The sequence below is a fragment of the Micromonospora sp. NPDC050686 genome (assembly GCF_040654475.1).
Taxonomy (GTDB): Bacteria; Actinomycetota; Actinomycetes; order Mycobacteriales; family Micromonosporaceae; genus Micromonospora.
Genome location: NZ_JBFAID010000064.1, coordinates 14,137 through 34,062 on the forward strand (window position 1 = coordinate 14,137; position 19,926 = coordinate 34,062).

The following is a 19,926-nucleotide window of genomic DNA, read 5'->3' on the forward strand; positions in this document are numbered from 1 at the left end:
CGGTCGCCGGCCGGCGAATCGGGGTCGACAGCCGGCCGGTGGGGTCGCGTAGGGTTCGCCTCGTGGGACGAATCGATGACCTCGCCAACCGGTACGTGACCGAGTGGGCTCCACTGAGTCCGAGCGGCGCGACCTACGTCGGCGTCGCCGGCTACGACGACCAGCTGGACGACCTGTCGCCGGACGGCTACGCGGCCCGCGCCGACCTGACCCGGCGGACCCTGGCCGATCTCGACGTCAGCGAGCCGGAGTCGGAGCTGGAGCGCACCGCCAAGGAGGCGATGCAGGAGCGCCTGGGCCTGGACCTCGCCCGGTACGACGCCGGGGAGGTGACCAGCGAGGTCAGCGTCATCACCAGCGGCCTGCACGAAATCCGGATGGTCTTCGACCTGATGCCCACCGAGGGCGACGAGGCCAAGGCCAACATCGCCAGCCGGTTGACCAAGCTGGCCGGGGCGCTGGAGGGCTACAAGACCACCCTCCGCGAGGCGGCCGACGCCGGCCACGTCAGCTCCAAGGCACAGCTGGTCGAGGTCGCCAAGCAGTGCGACATCTGGACCGACCCGGACGGCGACAACTTCTACCACGGGCTGGTCCAGCGGCTGGACGCGGACGGGTCGCTCGGCGCCGAGTTGCGCCGGGGCGCGGCGGCGGCCACCGCAGCGACCGCCGAGCTCGGGCACTTCCTGCGCACCGAGCTGGCCCCGCGCGGGCGGGACAAGCAGGCCGCCGGCCGGGAACGCTACGAGCTGGCCTCGCAGTACTTCCTCGGGGCCAAGGTCGACCTGGACGAGACGTACGCCTGGGGGTTCGCCGAGCTGGCCCGGCTGGAGGCCGACATGCGGACGGTGTCCGCGCGGATCGTCGGTCCGGGCGCGACCATCGACGAGGCGGTCGCCGCGCTGGACGCCGACCCGGCCCGGACGGTCCAGGGCAAGGAGGCCTTCCGCGACTGGATGCAGGCGCTGGCCGACCGGGCGATCAGCGAGCTGCACGGCACCCACTTCGACATCCCGGAGCAGGTCCGCCGGATCGAGTGCCGCCTCGCCCCGACCAGCGACGGCGCGATCTACTACACCGGGCCGAGCGAGGACTTCTCCCGCCCCGGCCGGATGTGGTGGGCGGTGCCGCAGGGCGTCACCGACTTCTCCACCTGGCGCGAGGTGACCACCGTCTTCCACGAGGGCGTGCCGGGTCACCACCTCCAGGTGGCGCAGACCGCGGTCCGGGCCGAGTTGCTCAACCGCTGGCAGCGGCTGCTCTGCTGGGTGTCCGGGCACGGCGAGGGCTGGGCGCTCTACTCGGAGCGGCTGATGGACGAGCTGGGCTACCTGGAGGACCCGGGCGACAAGCTCGGCATGCTCGACGGGCAGGCGTTCCGGGCGGCCCGGGTGATCGTCGACATCGGCATGCACCTGGAGCTGGAGATCCCGAAGGACAACCCGTTCGACTTCCACCCAGGGGAACGCTGGACGCCGGAGCTGGGCTGGGAGTTCCTGCGGGCGCACTGCCGGGTGCCGGACGAGAACCTGCGGTTCGAGCTGAACCGCTACCTGGGCTGGCCGGGGCAGGCCCCGTCGTACAAGGTGGGCGAGCGGATCTGGCTTCAGGCCCGGGACGAGGCGAAGGTCCGCAAGGGCGCCGACTTCGACCTCAAGGAGTTCCACCGGCAGGCGCTCGACCTGGGCTCGCTCGGGCTGGACCCGCTGCGCCGGGCGCTGGCCCGGCTCTGACCGCCGACCCGCCGCGAGGTCCGGGCGCGGTGCGTTCCGGCCCCGCTGACGGGCCGAGCCGCCGGGGCCGGGTCCGGGAGCGGTCGGGGTCTCCGCCCCCGGGCCCGGCGGTCCGGGGGCGAGGTCAGGCCAGGTCCAGCCGCAGCGCCGGCCGCGCGGTGAGGGTGTCGCTGGTGACGTACGCCAGGTCGATCACCGGGTCGGCGCAGGTGATCGGGATCGGTGAGGTGACCGGGATGCCGTCCGGCAGCGGCAGGTCCGGCGTGAGCGTGAGCTTGATGCCGAGCAGCCGGCCGACGAACCGGGTGGCGTAGAAGCTCACGTCCCCCGACACGATCGGATAACGAATACGCGGAGTGCCGCCACAGACACCGAGGGGTGGGCCGAATCCCGGCCCACCCCTCGGTCGTACTGGTCGGATCAGCGCTGCTCGGGCTCGTCCGCGACCGGGCGCTGGCTGGGGACCGTGGCCGCCTCGTCGGACTTCCAGTTCGTCGTGGCCGGCGGGATCTCGTCGGTCAGCGGCCCGGCCTCGGGCTCGCCGGCCGGCGAGTCCTCGACCGGCGCGTCGTCGGCCCGGTGCCGGGCCCCCACCGCAGCGGCCCGGCGGCCCGACAGCATCAGCCACAGCCCGACGAGCAGGGCCAGCGCCCCGAACACCGCGAGGCCGATCGGCAGGTTACGGCCGATCAGCTGGAGCTTGTCCCGGGTCTCGCCCGCCGACTTCACGCTGTTGGCGATGGTGTCGTCGGTGTAGACGAAGTCGGCGTCCAGCAGCGCCACCGTCCCGCCCTGGTCCGGCACGAAGGTCTTCTTCTGCTGCTCGCGCACCTTGACGAAGTTGCCGCTGACCGGCTCCACCCAGATGGTCCGGGTGTTGCTGTAGGTCACCTTGCCGGTCGTGGCGCCGGGGGCCAGGGCGCCGGCCAGCGCGCTCAGCGAACCCTCCGGGGTGGCCAGTTCGGTCTCCTCGATGACCTGCACGAACCGGTACGCGTCGGTGCCGTTGACCTGCTCGGTCCCGTCGAACTTGATGGGCAGCGCCGCGCGCAGGTCCCGGTCGAAGTACCGGTAGTCCTTCCGCTCGGTGCGGAACGGGAACTTGTAGGTCTGCCCCTCGAAGGTGACGAAGTCCTCCTTGCTGGCGTCCCCGTCGGTGTCGAGGTACTGCTTGTCCCACTTGCGGGCCTCGGCCGTCACCCGGTCGAGGGCCAGCTCGGCGGCGTACTGGCTGACGGTCGACTTGTCGTCGGTGCGGACCACGGTGCCGTACGCGTCCCAGACGACCGCCTCGCCCTTGAGGTCGCCGGTCATCTCCTTCTCGGTGGTGCTGGCCTGCGGCACCACCTCGGTGGTGGCCTCCAGGGTGCCACGCTGGATCGTCGGCTTGTTGTCCAACACCTGCATGAAGGTGGCGTTGTCGGCGACCGCGACACTCGCCTTGAGGCAGCCGTCCGGCTTGCCCTGGGCGTTGCAGAACGTCAGGTCGTACGGCAGCTTCGTCACCGACGGAGCCACGTAGAACGCCGTCCCCGCCGCGAGGGCGAGGGACAGGACACCTATGCCGAACAACGCCGCACCCAGGCGAGCCTTCACTGGTCCTCCTCAAGACAAAGACAGTCAGCCGGTGTCCGGCGAATGGTTGGGTCTGCGAAACTGGGCCGCACGTTACTCCCGGGTTACATATCCACGCGACCCTCTGGACGGCTGATGTCTGCTCCGATTCCCGATCAGGTTCTGCGGCGGTTGCCCGCGCTCGACGCGGTACGGGTGATCGGAGCGCTCGCCGTCGTCGGGCACCACGTCGGCTTCGCCACCGGACGGAACACCGGCGAGGGCGGGGCCGGGGCCTGGTTGTCCCGGCTCGACGTGGGGGTCGCCGTCTTCTTCGTCCTCTCTGGATTCCTGCTTTTCCGGCCGTACGCGTACGCGCACGCAACGTATCAGCGCCGACCCGCCACCGGTAGGTACCTGTGGCGGCGGGCCACCCGGATCCTGCCCGCCTACTGGGTGGCGGTGGTCATCTGCCTGCTGGTCCTCCCGCAGAACCGGGACGCGTCGACCGCCGACTGGGTGCGGCACGCGACGCTGACCCAGATCTACCAGCACGGCCAGCTCAAGCATGGGCTCAGCCAGACCTGGAGCCTCGCCACCGAGGTCACCTTCTACCTGCTCCTGCCGGTGCTCGCGGCGCTGGCCCTCGGCCGGCGACGGGACGCCGACCGGGTGCTCCGGATCGGGCTGGCCGCGCTGGCCGTCACCGCCGGCTGGGTGGCGCTGATGGCGGCCGGCCTGCTCAGCCTCGGCCTGCAGACGATGTGGCTGCCGTCGTACGCCGGCTGGTTCGGGGCCGGCATGGCGCTGGCCGCCGCGCACGTGGCGCTGCGTACCGGCGGAGGCGAGCGCTGGCGGTGGCTGGACGAGCTGGGCCGGGCCCCGCTCGCCTGCTGGGCCGTCGCGCTGGGCGCGCTGGCCGTCGCCACCACCCCGGTCACCGGCCCGCGCGACCTGGCCGAACCCACCGCCGCCGAGTTCGCCACCAAGCTCCTGCTCTACCTGGTCGTCGCGGTGATGCTGATCGTGCCCATCGCGTTCGGGCCGGCGACCCGCACCAAGGGCCTGTTCGACACCATCCTCGGCCGGTGGCTCGGCCGGGTGTCGTACGGGTTGTTCCTCTGGCACCCCTTCGTGCTGGAGACCATCTACGTCCTCGACGACCGGCCGGACTTCACCGGCGACCCGCTCTCCACGTTCCTGCTCACCGCCGCCGGCGGGCTGGTCCTCGCGGCGATCAGCTACTACGCGGTGGAGCGTCCCTTCCAGCGCTGGGGCGGTCAGTGGCCGGGCCGGCGGCGCAGCACCAGCGACAGCCAGAGCGCCGTACCGGCGGTCACCGCGGCCAGCTGAGGCAGCCACGCGGTGTGCGCGTCGCGGGTGGCCGCGTACCAGCCGGCCAACGCGAAGCAGGCCACCGGCAGCCAGCGCACGACGCCCTGACGCAGGCGGTGCATCCCGCGCCGGTCCGGCGGGTGCAGCTGCGGTTCCAGCGCCCGCGCGGCCAGCACGCCGAGGACGACCAGCAACGCCACGCAAACCGCCGCCGGGCCGCCGACGAGCAGCAACGCCCCGCCGCCGACCAGCGCCGGAAGCAGCCGCGGACGCCGGCGCCGGAGCACCGGCGGGGCCGGCGGGCCGGGCCGCCGCGCCGGCAGCACCGCGAGTACGCCGACCCCGGCCAGCAGCACCGCCCCACCGGCGAGCGCCGGCCCGTACTGCCGGTCCGGGGTGAAGCGGAGCACCACCTCGCCGGAGAAGCCCGCCGGCACCAGCCAGCCCTGCTGCCAGCCGTCCACCACGAACGGGGTGAAGGTCCGCCCACCACCACTGGCCGTCCAGCCCGCGTTGGCGTTCTCCCGCAGGGCCAGCACCCGCCGGCCGGGATGGTCCGCCAGACGCAGCACCCGGCGGGTGGTAGACCACTCGCCGACGTGCACGGCGGTCCGTGCCGCGGCCGGTTCGCCGGTGCCACCGGCCGTCCCGCCGCCGGCCGGCGACGAGGCCCCACCCGGGTCGAGGGTGAGCTGGGAGGGCAGCGCCACCTTGCTGCCCACCGCCGTCACCCGCAGCGGGCCCGCCGACAGCGGCAGCGGGTCCGCCGCGTCCGCTCCGCACGGCACGGCGCTGACCTCGCGCAGTTCCAGCAGGTCACGGCGGTTGGCCAGCAGGGCGGTACGCCGCTCCACCCCGCCGGCGCGGACCGTCGGCCCGCTGCCGCAGGGCAGCGTGACCCGCGCGAGCGTATCCACCCGCTGCACCGGCGCGGACGGCAGCACCTCCAGGTCGCCCACCCCCACCGGCAGGTCCTGCATCAGCCGCCGGTACGGCTCGTAGGAGCGGGCCGGGATGACGTCGGAGATCAGCACGGTGAGGGTGGCGGTGGTCATCGGCTCGTCGAAGAGCAATGTGCCGCCGGCGTCGAGCGCCCCGCCCCGCATCCCGCCGTCCCCGATCGCGGTGACCCGCCACGGCCGGGCTGCCGCCGCGGTGGGCGGCAGGGTCACCCGCAGGCCCGTGATGGTGCGCGGCCGGGGCCAGGTCAGCCGCAGCCACGGCTGCCGGTCCGAGTCGGCGGGGTACCAGGTGGTCGAGGGATCCCCGTCGACCGCCGCACCGGGCCGGGCGGCCGGGTCGAACACGGCCACCGTGGAGGCGGCGACCGTCGCGGTGAGCCCGGTCGTCACCGAGGCCGCGCCCCCGGCGTCCAGCAGCGCGTTGAGCGCCCCGCCGGGGCGGGGCCGGGCGCGCACCGCCAGCTGGTACTCGGCCCCGGCCGGCAGCCGCACCGACCGGTCGATCCGGTCGCCGTCCTCGGACGCCCGGGCCAGGCCGCCGTCACACAGCGGCCGGCCGGAGTCGAACACGCACGCGGGGCTCGACGGCGCGGCGGCGAGCACCACCCGGGCGGGGTCGCCCGTCGCCGGTCCGGACGGCACCACGAGGGTCCGCCCGGCCCGTACGCCGGGCAGGGCGAACTCGGCGATGCCCACGCCGCCGAAGCCGGCCCGTACGTCGAAGACCTGCTCGACGGTGACCCGGACGAACCGGGTGGGATACCCGTCGGGGAGGGCGACCTCGACGGAGCGGCCGGAGACCGGGACGGTGGCCTGTTGCCGGCCGGCGGTGACGGTGATCCTGGTGGGCAGCGAGTCGGCCCCGTCGTCGAAGGTGAGCCGGACCTGCCGGACGACCCGCGGCCGGAGCAGCGCCACCTCGAACCACTGCCCGACCGTCGCGGTGCCCGGGGCGGACCGCCACGACGTGTTCGGGTCACCGTCCACCGCCGCGTACGGCTGGTGCTCGGGGCGCCCGCCGCCCAACGGCTGCGCGTCGGACCAGGAGCTCGAGGCGGAAACCCCGTCGATGCCGAAGTACTTCACCGCCGTCGACTCGTCGTCGGCCCAGTCGGGCAGGTAGTCCCGGGCCGGCGCCTTCAGCCGGGCCGCCTCGGCGGCGCTGAGGGTGGCCGAGGCGTTGTCGTGTTGCTGGCCGAAGGCCACCTCGCGGCGGCGCAGCCCGTCGGTCAGGGTCACCGCCGTGCCGCGCAGCGCCGCCGGCCGGTCACCGGCCAGCACGGTCGGCGCGGCGGAGAGCCTCCCGGCGGCGGCCAGCGGGAGCAACGACTCGGGCCCGCCGACCACGGTGGACACGTCGTCGGCGTCGTACGCCACCACCTGGTCGACCGGCCGGCGGACCTGGTACACCTCCAGCGCCCGCACCTTCACGTCCAGGCCGCGGTCGACGAAGTTCCCCGGCAGCCCGCCGCCACCCAGTTCCGGCCCGAACCCGCGGACCGGCTCGATCCCGGCCGAGCGCAGCAGGGCCTGCCGGACGATCACCGGCTGGGTGGTGTCGCTGTGCCCGTAGTCGAGGTCGGCGCGGAGCAGCAGGTACTTCACCCCGGAGCGGGCGAGCAGGTCGGCCAGGCCGGGCGAGCCCTGCCCGGTGGCGAGCACCGATTCGACCGCGTCGAGCAGCCGGATCGTCCCGGGCGGGGTGAGCGGCACCGAACTGCGCACCGCCCACGGCTTGTTGAGCAGCGGCTGGACGATCTCGTCGCTCGGGCTGCCCCAGAGGTACCGGGGGAACCGGGCCGCGGGGACCACCAGCACCCGGTCGTCGCCGACGTTCCGGTCGAGCCAGTCGGTCGCCTGCTGCCAGTAGCCGGGTACGCCGTGGAAGCTGCCCGGCGCGGCCAGCCCACCGGCGAGGGCGGGCGAGGCGACCGCGGCGACCGCCGCCAGGGCGGTGCCGGTGACCAGGCCGGCGCGCAGCCGTACCGGTTGGAGCAGGCGGGCCACCCCCTGGTGCACCGCGGGCCGGTCGCCGGTCCGGGCGGCCCGGAGCACGAGCCCGACGAGATGGGCCAGGCCGAGGATCAGCGGCAGCCGGAGCACCACGTCGAACTTGTGCACGTTGCGCAGCGGCGCGCCCGCCGCGTCGAGGAAGGCCCGCTGCGTCTGGGCGCCGAACCCGTCGAGCTGCCCGACGTGGCCGAGGCCGACCAGGGCGAGCCCGACCAGCAGGCCGGTGATCAGGAAGCGCCGGTACGGCATCCCCCGGCGGGCCAGTCCGGCGATGCCGAGGCCGGCCACCACCAGGGTGGCGATCACCAGCGGCTGCTCGGTGACCAGCCGCCAACCCGCCGTCCACGGCGGCCCGTACGGACCGTTGAGGTACGCGTGCCAGTGCGAGGCGCCGCGCAGCACGGTGGTCAGGTCGGTCGGCGCAGTGGTGACCGGGGCGGTCTCGATGTAGTCGAGGAAGGGCGGGCTGTACCGGCCGAGCAGCAGCAGCGGCACCAGCCACCAGGCGGTCGCCGCGCCCACCGCCAGCCCCCACCCCAGCAGGGCCCGCAGTCGCAACCGCAACGGGTGCAGCCCGAGCAGCCAGATCGCGGCCAGCGGCACGACCGCCAGCACGGCGGTGGCGTTGACCCCACCGGCGCAGGCCACCACCAGCGCGGACCGGGTGACCGCCCGGCGCACCGGCGCCCCCTTGGCCAACCCGACCAGCGGCACCAGCACCCACGGCGCGAGCGCGCTCGGCCACGCCTCGACGGAGATCGGGCCCAGCTCGGTGAGCAGCCGGGGGGAGAGCGCGAACGCGACGCCGGCGAACAGCCGGGCCGCCGGGGTGCCGATGTGCAGCCGCTCGGCCAGCCGGACCACGCCGATGCAGGCCACCGTCATCAGCAGCGCCCACCACAGCCGCTGCACCACCCAGGCCGGGACGGCGAGCAGCTTTCCGGCGAGGAAGAACGGCCCCATCGGCCAGAGGTAGCCGTACGCCTGATTCTGCAGCTGGCCGAAGGTCCCGTCCGGGTCCCAGACGTGCAGGGCCCGGGTCAGCCATCCGGCCGGATCGATGGCGAGGTCCACCTTGGTGTCGATCACGACGAGGCCCGGGTCCTGGACGAACGCCAGGGCGGACAAAGCCACGCAGACCGCGACCAAGCGCAGCCGCCACACCACCCGCGACGTGCCGTCCGGCCCTTCGACCGACCCCGGACGGTCCGGCGACTGCTGCATCTCGCCTCCGATCGGGCATTGCGGCTTACGTGACGCAGCCCATAGTGTGACGCGACCGCGAACATTACTCGGCAGTAGGAGTGAGTGTGGAAGCACCGGCTGCCGCCACCCGGCACGTACTCTTCCTCAACTGGCGGGACACCCGGAACCCGGAGGGTGGGGGGTCGGAGGTCTACGTCGAACGGATCGCCGCCGAGCTCGTCCGCCGCGGTCACCGGGCCACCCTGCTCTGCGCCACCCACACCGCCGGTGCCGCCGAGGAGACGACCGCCGACGGGGTACGGATCCTCCGGCGCGGCGGTCGGCACACCGTCTACCTGCGGGCCGCGCTGGTCTACCTCGCCGGGGCGGTCGGCCTGGGCCCGCTGAGCCGCCGGCACGGCGGCCGGCCCGACCTGCTCGTGGACGTCGGCAACGGCCTGCCCTTCCTCTCCGCCCTCTACGCCCGCCGTCCCGTCATCGCCCTCGTGCACCACGTGCACCGCGAGCAGTGGCCGGTGGTGCTGGGCCACTGGCTGGCCCGGTTCGGCTGGTGGGTGGAGTCCTGGCTGGCGCCCCGGGTCTACCGCCGGTGCCAGTACGTCACGGTTTCCGCGGCCACCCGCCGCGAACTGGCCACGCTCGGCGTCGACCCGGAACGGGTGGCGGTGGTGCACAACGGCACGCCGGACATGTCCGTCGGGCCGGTGCCCCGCTCACCCCGGCCGTCCCTGGTGGTGCTCGGCCGCCTGGTCCCGCACAAGCAGGTCGAGGTGGCGTTGCGCGCCGTGGCCGAGCTGGCCGGGGAACTGCCCGGCCTCACCCTGACCGTCGCCGGGCAGGGCTGGTGGGAGTCGCAGCTGCGCGAGGTCGCCGCGGAGCTCGGAATCACCGACCGGGTGCGGTTCACCGGGTTCGTCAGCGACGTCGAGAAGCGGGAACTGCTCGCCTCCGCGTGGGTGGCGCTGACCCCGTCCCTCAAGGAGGGCTGGGGACTGACCATCGTGGAGGCCGGCGCGGTGGGCACGCCGACGGTGGCCTTCCGGGGCGCCGGCGGGGTCGAGGAGGCGCTGGTGCACGGCGAGACCGGGCTGCTCGCCGACGACGTCGAGGACTTCGTCGCGCAGGTACGGCGACTGCTGACCGACGACGCGTACCGGTCGGCGATGGGGGACGCCGCCCGGCGGCACGCCGGCCGCTTCACCTGGCCGGTCTCCGGAGAAAAGTTCGCGGCCCTCGTGTCGAGGGCCGCGAACGTACCGGCGTACGCGCCGGTCGAGCAGGTGGAACGGTCCTACGGCCTGACGCCGTAGACCAGGGGCTGGTTGGCGCCCGCCTCGGCGGTGCTGCCGCCGCCCGACTCGGTTCGGGCCGCCTGCTCCGCCTTGGCCGCCTCGGACACCGACGTACCGGTCAGCGTGGTGGCCAGCGCCGCCGTGCCGACGGCACCCAGAGCGATCGCGGCGACCGCGACCAGAACCAACGAGAGAGTACTGCGCATGCTGGTCTTTCCTCCTCGTGAGCTGACTGCGCGGGACGTTACCACCAAGTAGGCGCGCCGGGGAGGGCCGCGAGGACGGTCGATCCGGGCCGGTACGGCGGTCCGGTCACCGCCGCCGGGTTGCCGGATTCTCGTACAGGGTCAGGCTTTCACCGGCGTACACCACGCGCAGGCCCGCCAGGGCGGCCGGATCGACCGGCCCGACGCCGGCCATCCGCTGCACCACCACCCAGCGCACCCCGGTGGCGGCGACCGGGCCACCCCCGGCGAGCACCCGGCCGACCTCGGCGGCGCGCCGGTTCTCCCCGGCCACCCGCAGGTCGCCGACCCAGAGCGTGTCGTCGACCAGCACCTCCGCGTCGACGTACCTCGGCAGCGGGTCGAGCACGGTCCGCCCGCCGTTCCAGGGATAGGCCCGGTAGGCGCCGAACGGCAGGGACAGCACCTCACCCGGCCGGCCGTCGAGCCGGGCCGCCACCGCGTCCCAGTCCGCCGGATAGCTCACCGGCCGCAGCCGGCCGGCCGCGCCGAACGCCAGGTCCGGCAGCACCACCACCGGCAGCAGCAGCGCCGCGCCGCACAGCACCCGGGCACCGGCGACCGCGCCCCGGTCGGCGACCCGGGCGGCGAGCCGCTCCACCCCCAGCGCGGCGGCGACGGCGAGCAGCAGCGCGTACGGGACGAGGAACTTCTGGCCGTCGCGCAGCAGCCCCGCACCGGGCACCGCCGCCACCGCCCAGCGCAGGACGGCGGCGGTTCCGGGCAGCGCCCCGAGCGTGGCGGCGAGGAAGCCGGCGGCGGCCAGCCCGGCCAGCCGGGCCGCGACCCCGGCCGGCCAGCGCCGGCGCAGCGTACGGAAGCCGACCACCGCCGCCGCGAGCACCAGCGCGGTGGCCAGCGGCGCCAGCGGCGAGGACCGGCTCACCGGGGTGGTCTGTCCGTTCCAGATCCCCCCGGTGCCGGCCAGCGCGCCCAGCACGCCGCTCCAGTTCTCCGCCCGGGCGGCGAAGGCCGGCACCCCGGCCGGGTCGCTACGGCCGTCGGCCGCGGTCAGACCGGCCGCCGCCAGCCAGGGCAGGTTCAGCAACAGCAGCACGCCGACGGCGGCGGTGGTCCGCCGGATCGCGGCCCGCCGGGCGACCAGCACGGCGACCGTCCCGAGCGCGATCAGCCCACCGGTCGGGGTGACCACCGCCGGCAGCGCGGCCAGCGCCAGCCGGCGCAGCGCCCGGGGTCGCTCCCGGCGTACGTCGATCGCGGCGGCGACCAGCCAGGGCAGCGCACCGTACGCCAGCAGCAGTCCCCAGTGCCCGATCAGCAACCGCTCGGCGAGGTACGGCGTCCAGACGTACCCGAGCGCCGCCACCGCCCGGGTGACCGACCGTTCGGCGGGCACCAGGCGGCCCGCGCCGATCGCGGCCAGCAGCAGCACCGCCGCCAGCGCGACGCGCTGCACCAGCCACCCCGGCACCGCCAGGCTGGCCAGCGAGACGAGCGCGTCGAGCGGCACCGCGCGCGGCAACGAGTCACCCGGGGCGACCAGCTCGGCCCGCCACGGCTGGTGCGGCACGAACACCATGTCGTAGCTCAGCACGTAGCCGGGCTCCGCCAGCGGGGCCAGCACCAGCGCGGTGACGGTCAGCCCGATCGCGACGAGCATCGACCTTTCCCGCAGGGTTGACCTCCTCACTACGCTGACCGGGCGAGGACACCGGCGTGGCGACACTGTACGCGCGCCGGCCGGAACCCGGCCGCGCCGGCGACCGCCTCCGCGAACACCGGGTACGACGCGGGGGCGGACATGGGTACGGGGTCGGGTGGGCGCAGCCGCACGGGCGGGATCGGCACCGCGGGCGTGGCCGTCACCCTGGCCGGCGTGTTCGTCAACGGCCTGGCCTACGTGGTGCCTGTCCTCGGGGCCCGGCAGTTGCCGGCGGCGGAGCTGAGCGCGCTGGCCACCCTGCTGGCACTCGGCGCGATCGGCGGCGTCGCGAGCACCGGCCTGCAGATCGCGGTCGCGGTCCACCGGGCCCGGCACGGGCGGGCGCACACCGCCCGCCCCACCCTGCTCACCGTCGGGGTGACCGCCGCGCTGCTCGCGGTGACCCTGCCCGTCGCCGCCGGGCTGCTCCGGCTGGCCCCGCCGGCGGTGCTGCTGCTCGGCGTGCTGACCGTCGCCGTGGTGGCGGCCGGCCGGTGGCTCGGCGAACTCCAGGGTGACCAGCGGTTCCTCCGCCTGGCCGGCGGGATGGCACTGCTGGCCGCCGGCCGGTACGGCGGGGTGATCGCCGGGCTGGCCCTCGGCGGCGGGCTCACCGGGGCGCTGCTGGCGGGGGCGGTCACCTCCGTGCTGGTGCTGGCGCTGCTGGTCCGGCTGAACCGGGGCGCCGGCCTCGACCCGGTCGCCCCCGCGCTGCCCGCGCGCACGGTGCTCACCGCCAGCGGCGCCACCCTGGCGATGCTGGTGGTCTCGTACGCCGATCTGCTGCTGGCCCGCCGGTTCCTGCCGCCCGACACCTCCGGCGCGTACGCGGTCGGCACCGTGCTCACCAAGGGCGCGCTGTGGGCGCCGCAGGTGGTGACCGTGATCGCGCTGCCCCGGCTGGCCCGCGGCGACCGCCGTACGCTGCTGGTGTCGCTGGCACTGGTCGGCGGGGCCGGCGCGGTGCTGGTGCTCGCCGCGGCGCTGGCCGGCGGCGTCGCGTTCACCCTGGCCGGCGGCCCGGAGTACGCGAGCCAGGGCCGGTACGCACCGCTCTTCGCCGCCGCCGGCGCCCTCTACGCCCTGGTCTTCGTGCTGATCAACGCGCGGGTCGCGGCGGCCGTCCGGTGGGCGTCGGCGCCACTGTGGACCTCCACGGTCTGCTTCGTCGCCGCGGTCGCCACCGTCGTGCCGCACACCGTCGGGGGCATCGCCGGCGCCGCCCTGACCACCGCCGGGGTCACCGCGCTGGTCACGGCGGCCCTGACCGTCCGCCGCCGGGCACCGGCGCCGGTCACTCCCACCCGTCCGGCGGGTGTCACCGCCCGGCCGGTTCGTGACACCCTGGGCTCGGTTGACCAGTAGACGGGGGTTTCTGGTGGCGGTGACCGACTCCGGCCGGAGGGCGAGCGGCCCCCGCCGACCGTTCCGCTGGCTGCTCGCCCTCTACGCGCTCTGCCTGCTGGCGACCGCGCCCGCCGCCCCGCCCGGGGCGGCGCAGCCGACGGCCGGCGGGTACTCGGCGGCGTGGCTCACCGCCCTCTTCGACGCCTACGGCGACACCTCGGGGCGGTGGAGCGGGGCGGACCGCACGGCTTCGGTCCGGCTGCCCGACGGGCGGCTGCTCTGGCTCTTCTCCGACACCTTCCTCGGTCCGGTCGGGGCCGACGGCTCCCGGCCGCGCACCGCGCCCTTCATCCACAACTCCGCGGTGGTGCAGCGGAGTGACCAGTTGGTGGAGACCGTGCACGGCGGCACGGCCGACGACCCGCGCCCGCTGGTCCCGGCCATCGAGCCGGACGAGTTCCACTGGATCGGCGACGCCCAGGTCGCCGGGGACACCCTCCAGGTGCTGGTCAACCGGTACCGGCGGACCGGGGCGAGCCCGCTGGACCACCGGCTGCTGGGCACCGCCCTGGCCACCTTCGCGCTGCCCGCGCTGACCCCCACCGGGATCCGCCCGCTCCCGCTGGACGACCGGGTGTCCTGGGGCTCCGAGGTGCTCCGCGACGGGGACCACACCTACGTCTACGGCACCGAGGCGGCGGGCGAGGCGAAGTTCGCGCACGTGGCCCGGGTCCGCGGCGACGACCTCGGCGGGCCGTGGGAGTTCTGGACCGGCCGCGACTGGTCGACCGACGACGACGCCTCGGCCCGGGTGCTCAGCGGCGTCGGCACCTCGTACGGGGTGCAGCGGGTGGCCGGCGGCTACGTCCTGGTCACCCACGAGAACAACCTGGTGTTCAGCGCCGAACTGGTGGCGTACCCGGCGGACTCGCCCGTCGGGCCGTTCCGGGGGCCGGACTACCTGCACACCGCCCCCGAGACCGCCGACGGCCACCTGGTCTACGACGCCGACCTGCATCCGGCGTCGGCCCGCCCCGGCAAGCTGCTGATCTCGTACAACGTCAACGACGTCGACGACGCGGTCACCTACGCGGACGCCGGGCTCTACCGGCCCCGGTTCGTGGAGGTCGACTGGCCGCCGCGCCGCGCCGCCCGGGGCGACCTGCCGCCGCCGCCCAGCGGCCTGACCGCCCGCGCCGGCGGGGCCGGCACCGCCGCCCTGTCCTGGACCGCGCCGCGGGTCGACGACGAGCTCCGCTACCAGGCGCACCGGCGGGACGTCACCGCCGGCCAGACCCATCCGGTCCGGATCGGCGAGCCGGTCACCGAGCCCCGCTTCGCCGCCGACTTCCTGGTCAACGGCCACGAGTACGAGTTCCAGGTCACCGCGGTCGGCCGCGGCGGCGAGGGCCGGCCGTCGCCGGCGGCCCGGATGACGGCCGTGGTCCCGCCACCGCCCCCGCCGGCCGGGCTGCGGGCGGTGCCGGGCCGGGCCGGGGACGTCACGCTGCGCTGGGACCCGGTGCCCCTCGTCCGGCTGTACCGGGTGCTCCAGCGGGACCTGGGCACCGGCGTACGGAGCAGCGTCGGCACGTTCACCGGCACCCACGCCACCGTCGAGTTCCTCCGGCACGGCCGCGGCTACGAGTTCAGCGTGGTGGCGATCGGCGGCGGTGGGACGAGCCGCCAGTCCCGGCCGGTCCGGGTGACGGCGGCCGTCGCGCCCCCGCCCGCGCCGTCCGGGCTCGCCGCCACGGTCCGGCCGGACGGCACCATCCGGCTCACCTGGCGCACCCTCGGCCCCGGCGTCTCCTACCGGGTCTACCGGCGCGACCTGGACGGCGGCCCGGCCCAGGCCATCCCGGCGACGGAGAGCAGCCCGACCCACCTGGCCCGGATGCTGGAGCACGGCGACGAGTACGAGTTCACCGTCACCGCGGTCAACAGCGGCGGCGAGGGGACGCGGGCCGAGCCGGTGCGGGCCCGTGCCCGGTTCAGCCCGCCCACCACCGCCCCCGAGGGCCTGCGCGCCGTGGCCGGCCCCGGGCAGGTGGAGCTGACCTGGCGGTCGGCCGGGCCCGGCGGGTGGCACCGGGTGTACCGGCGTGACCGCACCGCCGGGGACCGGGACTTCACCGAGGAACCGATCCCCACCCAGGGAAACCGGGCGACCGTGGTCGGCCTGACCAACGGGCACGAGTACGAGTTCGTGGTGGCCGCGCTCAACCAGGCCGGCCCCGGTCCGCGCAGCGCCCCGGCCCGGGCCGTACCCGAGCTGCCCGAGCCGACCGGGCTCACCGCGGTCGCGGGCGACGGTGGCGAGGTGCAACTCCGCTGGCGGTCGGCCGGTCCCGGCTTCGCCTACCGGGTGCACCTGCGCGACGTCACCCTCGGCGAGCGGTGGCGCACCGACCCGTACCCGGTCCAGGACACCCGGCACACCGCGGTGCTGCTCGTCCGCGATCACCGCTACGAGTTCCGGGTGACCGTCACCGACGGGGTGAGCGAGGGGCCGGCGACGGAGCCGGTGGCGGTGACGGTCCGCTGAGCCGGGGCTCAGCGGCCGCCGGCGAGCCAGCCGGTGAGCAGCTGATGGTCGATCGAGTCGACCCGGCCCAGCGGGCGCCCGCCGGCCGCCCGCTCGCGCAGCTCGTCCCGGGTGAACCAGCGCGCCTCCAGCAGCTCCTCGCCGTCGACCGCGATCCGGTCGGAGACGGCGGTGGCCCGGAAGCCCACCATCAGCCCGGCCGGGAAGGGCCAGGCCTGCGACCCCTGGTACGCCACGTCGCCGACGACCACGCCGGCCTCCTCGGCGACCTCCCGGCGCACCGCGTCCTCCAGGCTCTCGCCCACCTCGACGAACCCGGCCAGCGTCGAGTACGACCCCTCCGCCGCGCCCCGGTGCCGGGCCAGCAGGCACCGGTCGGGCGAGCCGGGCGCCTCCACCAGCACGATGACCGCCGGTTCGATGCGGGGGAAGAGCAGCCGGTCGCAGGCGTCGCAGGTGCGGGCGTGCCCGCCGAACGTGGTGACGGTGCGGGTGCCGCAGCTCCCGCAGTGCCGCTGTTGCCGGTGCCAGTGCAGCAGCCCCCGGGCGTAGCCCTGGATCGCCGCCTCGGCCGGCCCGAGGCCGGTGAAGATCGCCCGTACGTCCACCGTCGACGCGGCGCCGACCAGCCCGGCCGCCTCCTGCTCGCCACGCCCGGAGAGGTCCACGGCGAAGACCGCCACCTCGCCGTCGAGGCCGAGGAAGACGGTCTCGTCGGCGGCGGCGAGCACCGCGGCGGAGTCCGGTGCGCTCAGCCGCACCGGGGTGCGCTCGGCGGTGACCAGGCAGCGGTCCCGCCACAGCGGCAGCAGGACGGTGCCGGCGGCGGCGAGCCGGGCGGCGACCCAGTCGGGATCGGCCCGCCGGCCGCCCGACCGGTCCAGCCATCCGCCGCCGTACGCCATCGCCCGCTCGTCCGTCCGCACCCCGCTACCGTGCCACGGCCCGGGTACCCGCCGGGCACCACCCCGCCGGCCCCGTTCGGCACCCGGAGTGGCCGGTCAGGCGCGTTCCTGTGACCGCCGACACGCGGCGCACGAGGACGGCCGGTCGGACAGTGTCTCCCGGCCCCGTGGTTGGTTACCGTAGTTGTCCTCCGGGTGGGAGGCACCCCCCGTGGCATTTCCCGATCGAGGTAGCTGTGACGCTGTACGGCGAAAAGACTCCACCCGCCGACGACCGGCCCACGGTCCGGGTCACCCCGGTCAGCTGGCCGGGTGACGAGCCGGAAGCCGGCCAGCCGGCGACACCGGGTCCGGGCGGGCGCCGCTCCTGGTTCACCCGGGGACGGGTGCTGCTCGCCGGTGGGGTCACCGCGGCCGTGCTGGCCGCCGTGGGTGGGGCGGGCGCCTACGCGTACGCCGGTGACGTGCCCCGTGGGACGACGGTGCTGGGCGCCGAGGTGGGTGGCCGCAGCCGGGCCGACGCGGCCCAGGCGCTGCGGGCCGAGCTGGACCGCCGGGCGGCCGAGCTGACCGCCCCGGTGAAGATCACGCTCGGCGACCGGACCACCGAGATCAAGCCGGCCGACGTCGGCCTGGTGGTGGACGTGGACGCCTCGGTGGCGGCTGCGGCCCGGGCCGAGGCGCACGCGGTGGACCGGCTGGTCGGTTCGCGCACGGTGCCGCCGGTGGTGACGGTCGACGCGGACCGGCTGGACGCCGTGCTGCGCAAGGCGCTGGGCAGCCAGGGCCGGAAGATGACCATGCCGGCCATCACCTTCTCGGGTACCACCCCGAAGGCGGTGCACCCGAGGCCGAGCCTCTCCCTGGACCCGGAGCAGTCCGCGCAGGCACTGAAGGCGGGCTGGCTGACCGGCGCCCCGGTCAACGTGCCGCTGATCGAGATCAACCCGGCCACCGACGCCGCGGCGGTGGACAAGTTGGTGGCGGAGCTGGCCCGGCCGGCCGTCGCCGCGCCGGTCACGCTGCGCACCGACAAGGGCTCGATCAGCATCCCGCCGGCGGCGATCGCCAAGAGTCTGCTGTTCACCGCCGACAAGACCGGCAAGCTGACCCCGAAGGTAGAGGTCAAGCGGCTGCGCGATGCCCTCGGCGACCGGATCAAGACGATCGAGACCGCGCCGGTGGACGCCCGGATGACCCTGACCGGCGGCAAGCCGACGGTGGTGCCCGGCCGCAACGGGCAGCAGGTCGACCCGGCGGCGCTCGCCCGGGACCTGCTGGCGGTGCTGCCGCGCTCCGAGGGCCGGACGGTCACCGCGAAGGTCAAGCCGGTGGAGCCCGAGCTGACCACCGCCAAGGTGACCGGCCTCGGCATCAAGGAGAAGGTCTCCAGCTTCACCACCCGCTTCCCGGGCGGCCTGTCCTCCCCGCGCAGCCAGAACATCGTCAACGTGGCCAAGCACGTCGACGGGACGATCGTGCTGCCGGGCGAAACCTTCTCGCTGAACGCGCACACCGGCGAGCGCGGCACGGACAGCGGCTACCAGGAGGCCCCGGTCATCCTCAACGGCAAGCTGGTCAAGGGCGTCGGTGGCGGCGTATCGCAGTTCACCACCACGCTGTTCAACGCGACCTACTACGCCGGGCTGCAGGACGTGCAGCACAAGCCGCACTCCTTCTACTTCGAGCGCTACCCGGCGGTGATCGAGTCGACCATCTTCTGGCCCGACCTCGACTTCAAGTTCCGCAACAACACCAGGTACGGCCTGATGATCGACACCTCGTACACGTCGAACACGGTGACCGTGGCGATCTGGAGCACCAAGATCTACGACAGCGTGAAGACCGAGTACGGCCCCCGCCGGAACATCACCACCCCGAAGACGGTCTACCTGGAGCCGGGGCCGGGTTGCATCGCCGCCTCGGGCAGCAACGGCTTCGCCCAGGACGCCTACCGGGTCATCGTGAAGGACGGCAAGGTGGTGAAGCGGGAGAAGTTCAGCTGGCGCTACGACGCCGAGCCGCGCTTCATCTGCGCTCCCGACCCCAACAAGGCCAGGCCCAACTCCTGAGGTCCGCGCCACCCGGGCAGCGAGACGCCCCGCCGGCTGGTCGCCGGCGGGGCGTTCCGCTTCGAGTACGGCTGCCCGCCGCTCAGGGCCGCGCCTCGGCCAGCCCCTGGCGTACTCCGTCGGCGTCGCGGTCGGTGCCGTAGACCGGGGTGTCCGGCTGCTGCCGCCAGCTCTCGTCCAGCGTCCCCGCGTCGACCGGCTCGAAGCCCAGCTCGTCGACGAGGCGCATCACCAGCTGCTTCGCGTCGGCGTCGTCGGCGGCCACCGGCAGCGCGATCCGGTCCGCCGCGCCGGCCGGCCGTCCGTTCTCCATCAGGTGCGGGGCCTGGATGTTGTTGAACGCCTTCACCACCCGGGCGCCCTTCAGGTGCTCGGCGGTCCACCGGCTGGAGCTGAGGCTGCGGTCCTGCAACTCGGCGATGTCGCCGTCGCGCTGCGGGTAGTAGTTGTCGGCGTCCAGCACGACCTTGCCGTCGAAGAGCTCCGCCGGCAGCTCCGGCACGGCGAACAGCGGGACGGCCACGATCACCAGCTCCGCGTCCCGCACCGCCTGCTCCAGTGTGCCGGCGGTGGCGCCGGTCTCCTGGACGAGGTCGGTGAGGCTCTCCGGTCCCCGGCGGTTCGTCACCGTCACGTCATGGTCGAGCGTGCGCAGCCTCCGGGTGAGGGTCCCACCGATGTGCCCCGAGCCGATGATTCCGATCTTCATGACCACTCCTGCCTCCGCCAGTCCTGGCGGTCAGATCCGGCCGAACCCTGAGCAGGTACCCCGTTCGACGCGACCGAAAGGCGGAGGAGGCGTACGCCACGTCCGGTTTCGGCCCGCGGGGCGAAGCGCCGCCACGGGGACTGGCTCCGCACCGACCGTACCGACGGCGACGACGGCCTCGCACGCGTTCCCGACGGCTCCCGGCGACCTGACCGACCGTCCGGCCGCACCCGCCGCTCCGACGAGACAGCAACTTCGGGGCGGTTGCTGCCTTGCCGGACGGGCGCCTGGAGTTGCCGTCACAGTCGACCGGCTGCGCCGGGCGGACGCCCAGCGGGTCTG

The 19,926-nt window shown here is 74.9% G+C and carries 12 protein-coding genes and 1 pseudogene; 6 read left to right on the forward strand and 7 right to left on the reverse strand.

The window, feature by feature from the left end:
* Window positions 1-62: 62 nt before the first annotated feature.
* A complete protein-coding gene (locus AB0H57_RS28535; RefSeq protein WP_357511711.1) occupies window positions 63-1,733 on the forward strand; it encodes a DUF885 domain-containing protein in 1,671 nt (556 codons plus the stop codon).
* Window positions 1,734-1,857: 124 nt separating this feature from the next.
* Here the strand turns inward: AB0H57_RS28535 and AB0H57_RS28540 are convergent.
* Both AB0H57_RS28540 and AB0H57_RS28545 read right to left on the reverse strand, forming a co-directional pair.
* A pseudogene (locus tag AB0H57_RS28540) lies at window positions 1,858-2,067 on the reverse strand (hypothetical protein); the annotation flags it as partial.
* Window positions 2,068-2,153: 86 nt separating this feature from the next.
* Window positions 2,154-3,329 carry a DUF3068 domain-containing protein gene (locus AB0H57_RS28545; RefSeq protein ID WP_357511713.1) on the reverse strand — a complete coding sequence of 392 codons (1,176 nt, stop codon included), beginning with the start codon at window positions 3,327-3,329 and terminating at the stop codon, window positions 2,154-2,156.
* 114 nt (window positions 3,330-3,443) lie between these two features.
* Between AB0H57_RS28545 and AB0H57_RS28550 the strand changes: the two genes are divergently transcribed.
* On the forward strand, window positions 3,444-4,640 hold the full coding sequence (locus AB0H57_RS28550; RefSeq protein WP_357511715.1) for an acyltransferase: 1,197 nt from the start codon (window positions 3,444-3,446) through the stop codon (window positions 4,638-4,640).
* Here AB0H57_RS28550 and AB0H57_RS28555 read toward each other — a convergent pair.
* Window positions 4,568-8,821: an alpha-(1->3)-arabinofuranosyltransferase gene (locus AB0H57_RS28555; RefSeq protein WP_357511717.1), complete on the reverse strand. Its 4,254-nt coding sequence runs from the start codon at window positions 8,819-8,821 to the stop codon at window positions 4,568-4,570. The genes AB0H57_RS28550 and AB0H57_RS28555 overlap by 73 nt on opposite strands.
* An 86-nt stretch (window positions 8,822-8,907) precedes the next feature.
* Between AB0H57_RS28555 and AB0H57_RS28560 the strand changes: the two genes are divergently transcribed.
* Complete coding sequence (locus AB0H57_RS28560) at window positions 8,908-10,113, forward strand: glycosyltransferase family 4 protein (protein ID WP_357511719.1); 1,206 nt, start codon at window positions 8,908-8,910, stop codon at window positions 10,111-10,113.
* Here the strand turns inward: AB0H57_RS28560 and AB0H57_RS28565 are convergent.
* Window positions 10,095-10,301 carry a hypothetical protein gene (locus AB0H57_RS28565; protein ID WP_357511721.1) on the reverse strand — a complete coding sequence of 69 codons (207 nt, stop codon included), beginning with the start codon at window positions 10,299-10,301 and terminating at the stop codon, window positions 10,095-10,097. The two genes, AB0H57_RS28560 and AB0H57_RS28565, sit on opposite strands and share 19 nt — an antisense overlap.
* Window positions 10,302-10,407: 106 nt before the next feature.
* Window positions 10,408-11,961, reverse strand: coding sequence for a hypothetical protein (locus AB0H57_RS28570; protein WP_357511723.1), 1,554 nt, complete (start codon window positions 11,959-11,961; stop codon window positions 10,408-10,410).
* 141 nt (window positions 11,962-12,102) lie between these two features.
* On the opposite strand from AB0H57_RS28570, the gene AB0H57_RS28575 reads away from it, so the two are divergent.
* Both AB0H57_RS28575 and AB0H57_RS28580 read left to right on the forward strand, forming a co-directional pair.
* Window positions 12,103-13,368 (forward strand): polysaccharide biosynthesis protein, encoded by a 1,266-nt coding sequence (locus tag AB0H57_RS28575; RefSeq protein ID WP_357511725.1) that lies wholly within the window; start codon window positions 12,103-12,105, stop codon window positions 13,366-13,368.
* Window positions 13,358-15,898, forward strand: coding sequence for a fibronectin type III domain-containing protein (locus AB0H57_RS28580; protein ID WP_357511727.1), 2,541 nt, complete (start codon window positions 13,358-13,360; stop codon window positions 15,896-15,898). The genes AB0H57_RS28575 and AB0H57_RS28580 overlap by 11 nt, the downstream gene beginning before the upstream one ends.
* Before the next feature lie 8 nt (window positions 15,899-15,906).
* Here AB0H57_RS28580 and nudC read toward each other — a convergent pair whose 3' ends face one another.
* A complete protein-coding gene (gene nudC / locus AB0H57_RS28585) occupies window positions 15,907-16,824 on the reverse strand; it encodes an NAD(+) diphosphatase (RefSeq protein ID WP_357511729.1) in 918 nt (305 codons plus the stop codon).
* A gap of 215 nt (window positions 16,825-17,039) precedes the next feature.
* On the opposite strand from nudC, the gene AB0H57_RS28590 reads away from it, so the two are divergent.
* Entirely contained in the window at window positions 17,040-18,875 is a 1,836-nt protein-coding gene (locus AB0H57_RS28590) for a VanW family protein (RefSeq protein ID WP_357511731.1), read from the forward strand.
* Between the two features lie 82 nt (window positions 18,876-18,957).
* On the opposite strand, the gene AB0H57_RS28595 is transcribed toward AB0H57_RS28590, so the two are convergent.
* Window positions 18,958-19,584, reverse strand: coding sequence for an NADPH-dependent F420 reductase (locus AB0H57_RS28595; protein WP_357511733.1), 627 nt, complete (start codon window positions 19,582-19,584; stop codon window positions 18,958-18,960).
* Between the last annotated feature and the right edge of the window lie 342 nt (window positions 19,585-19,926).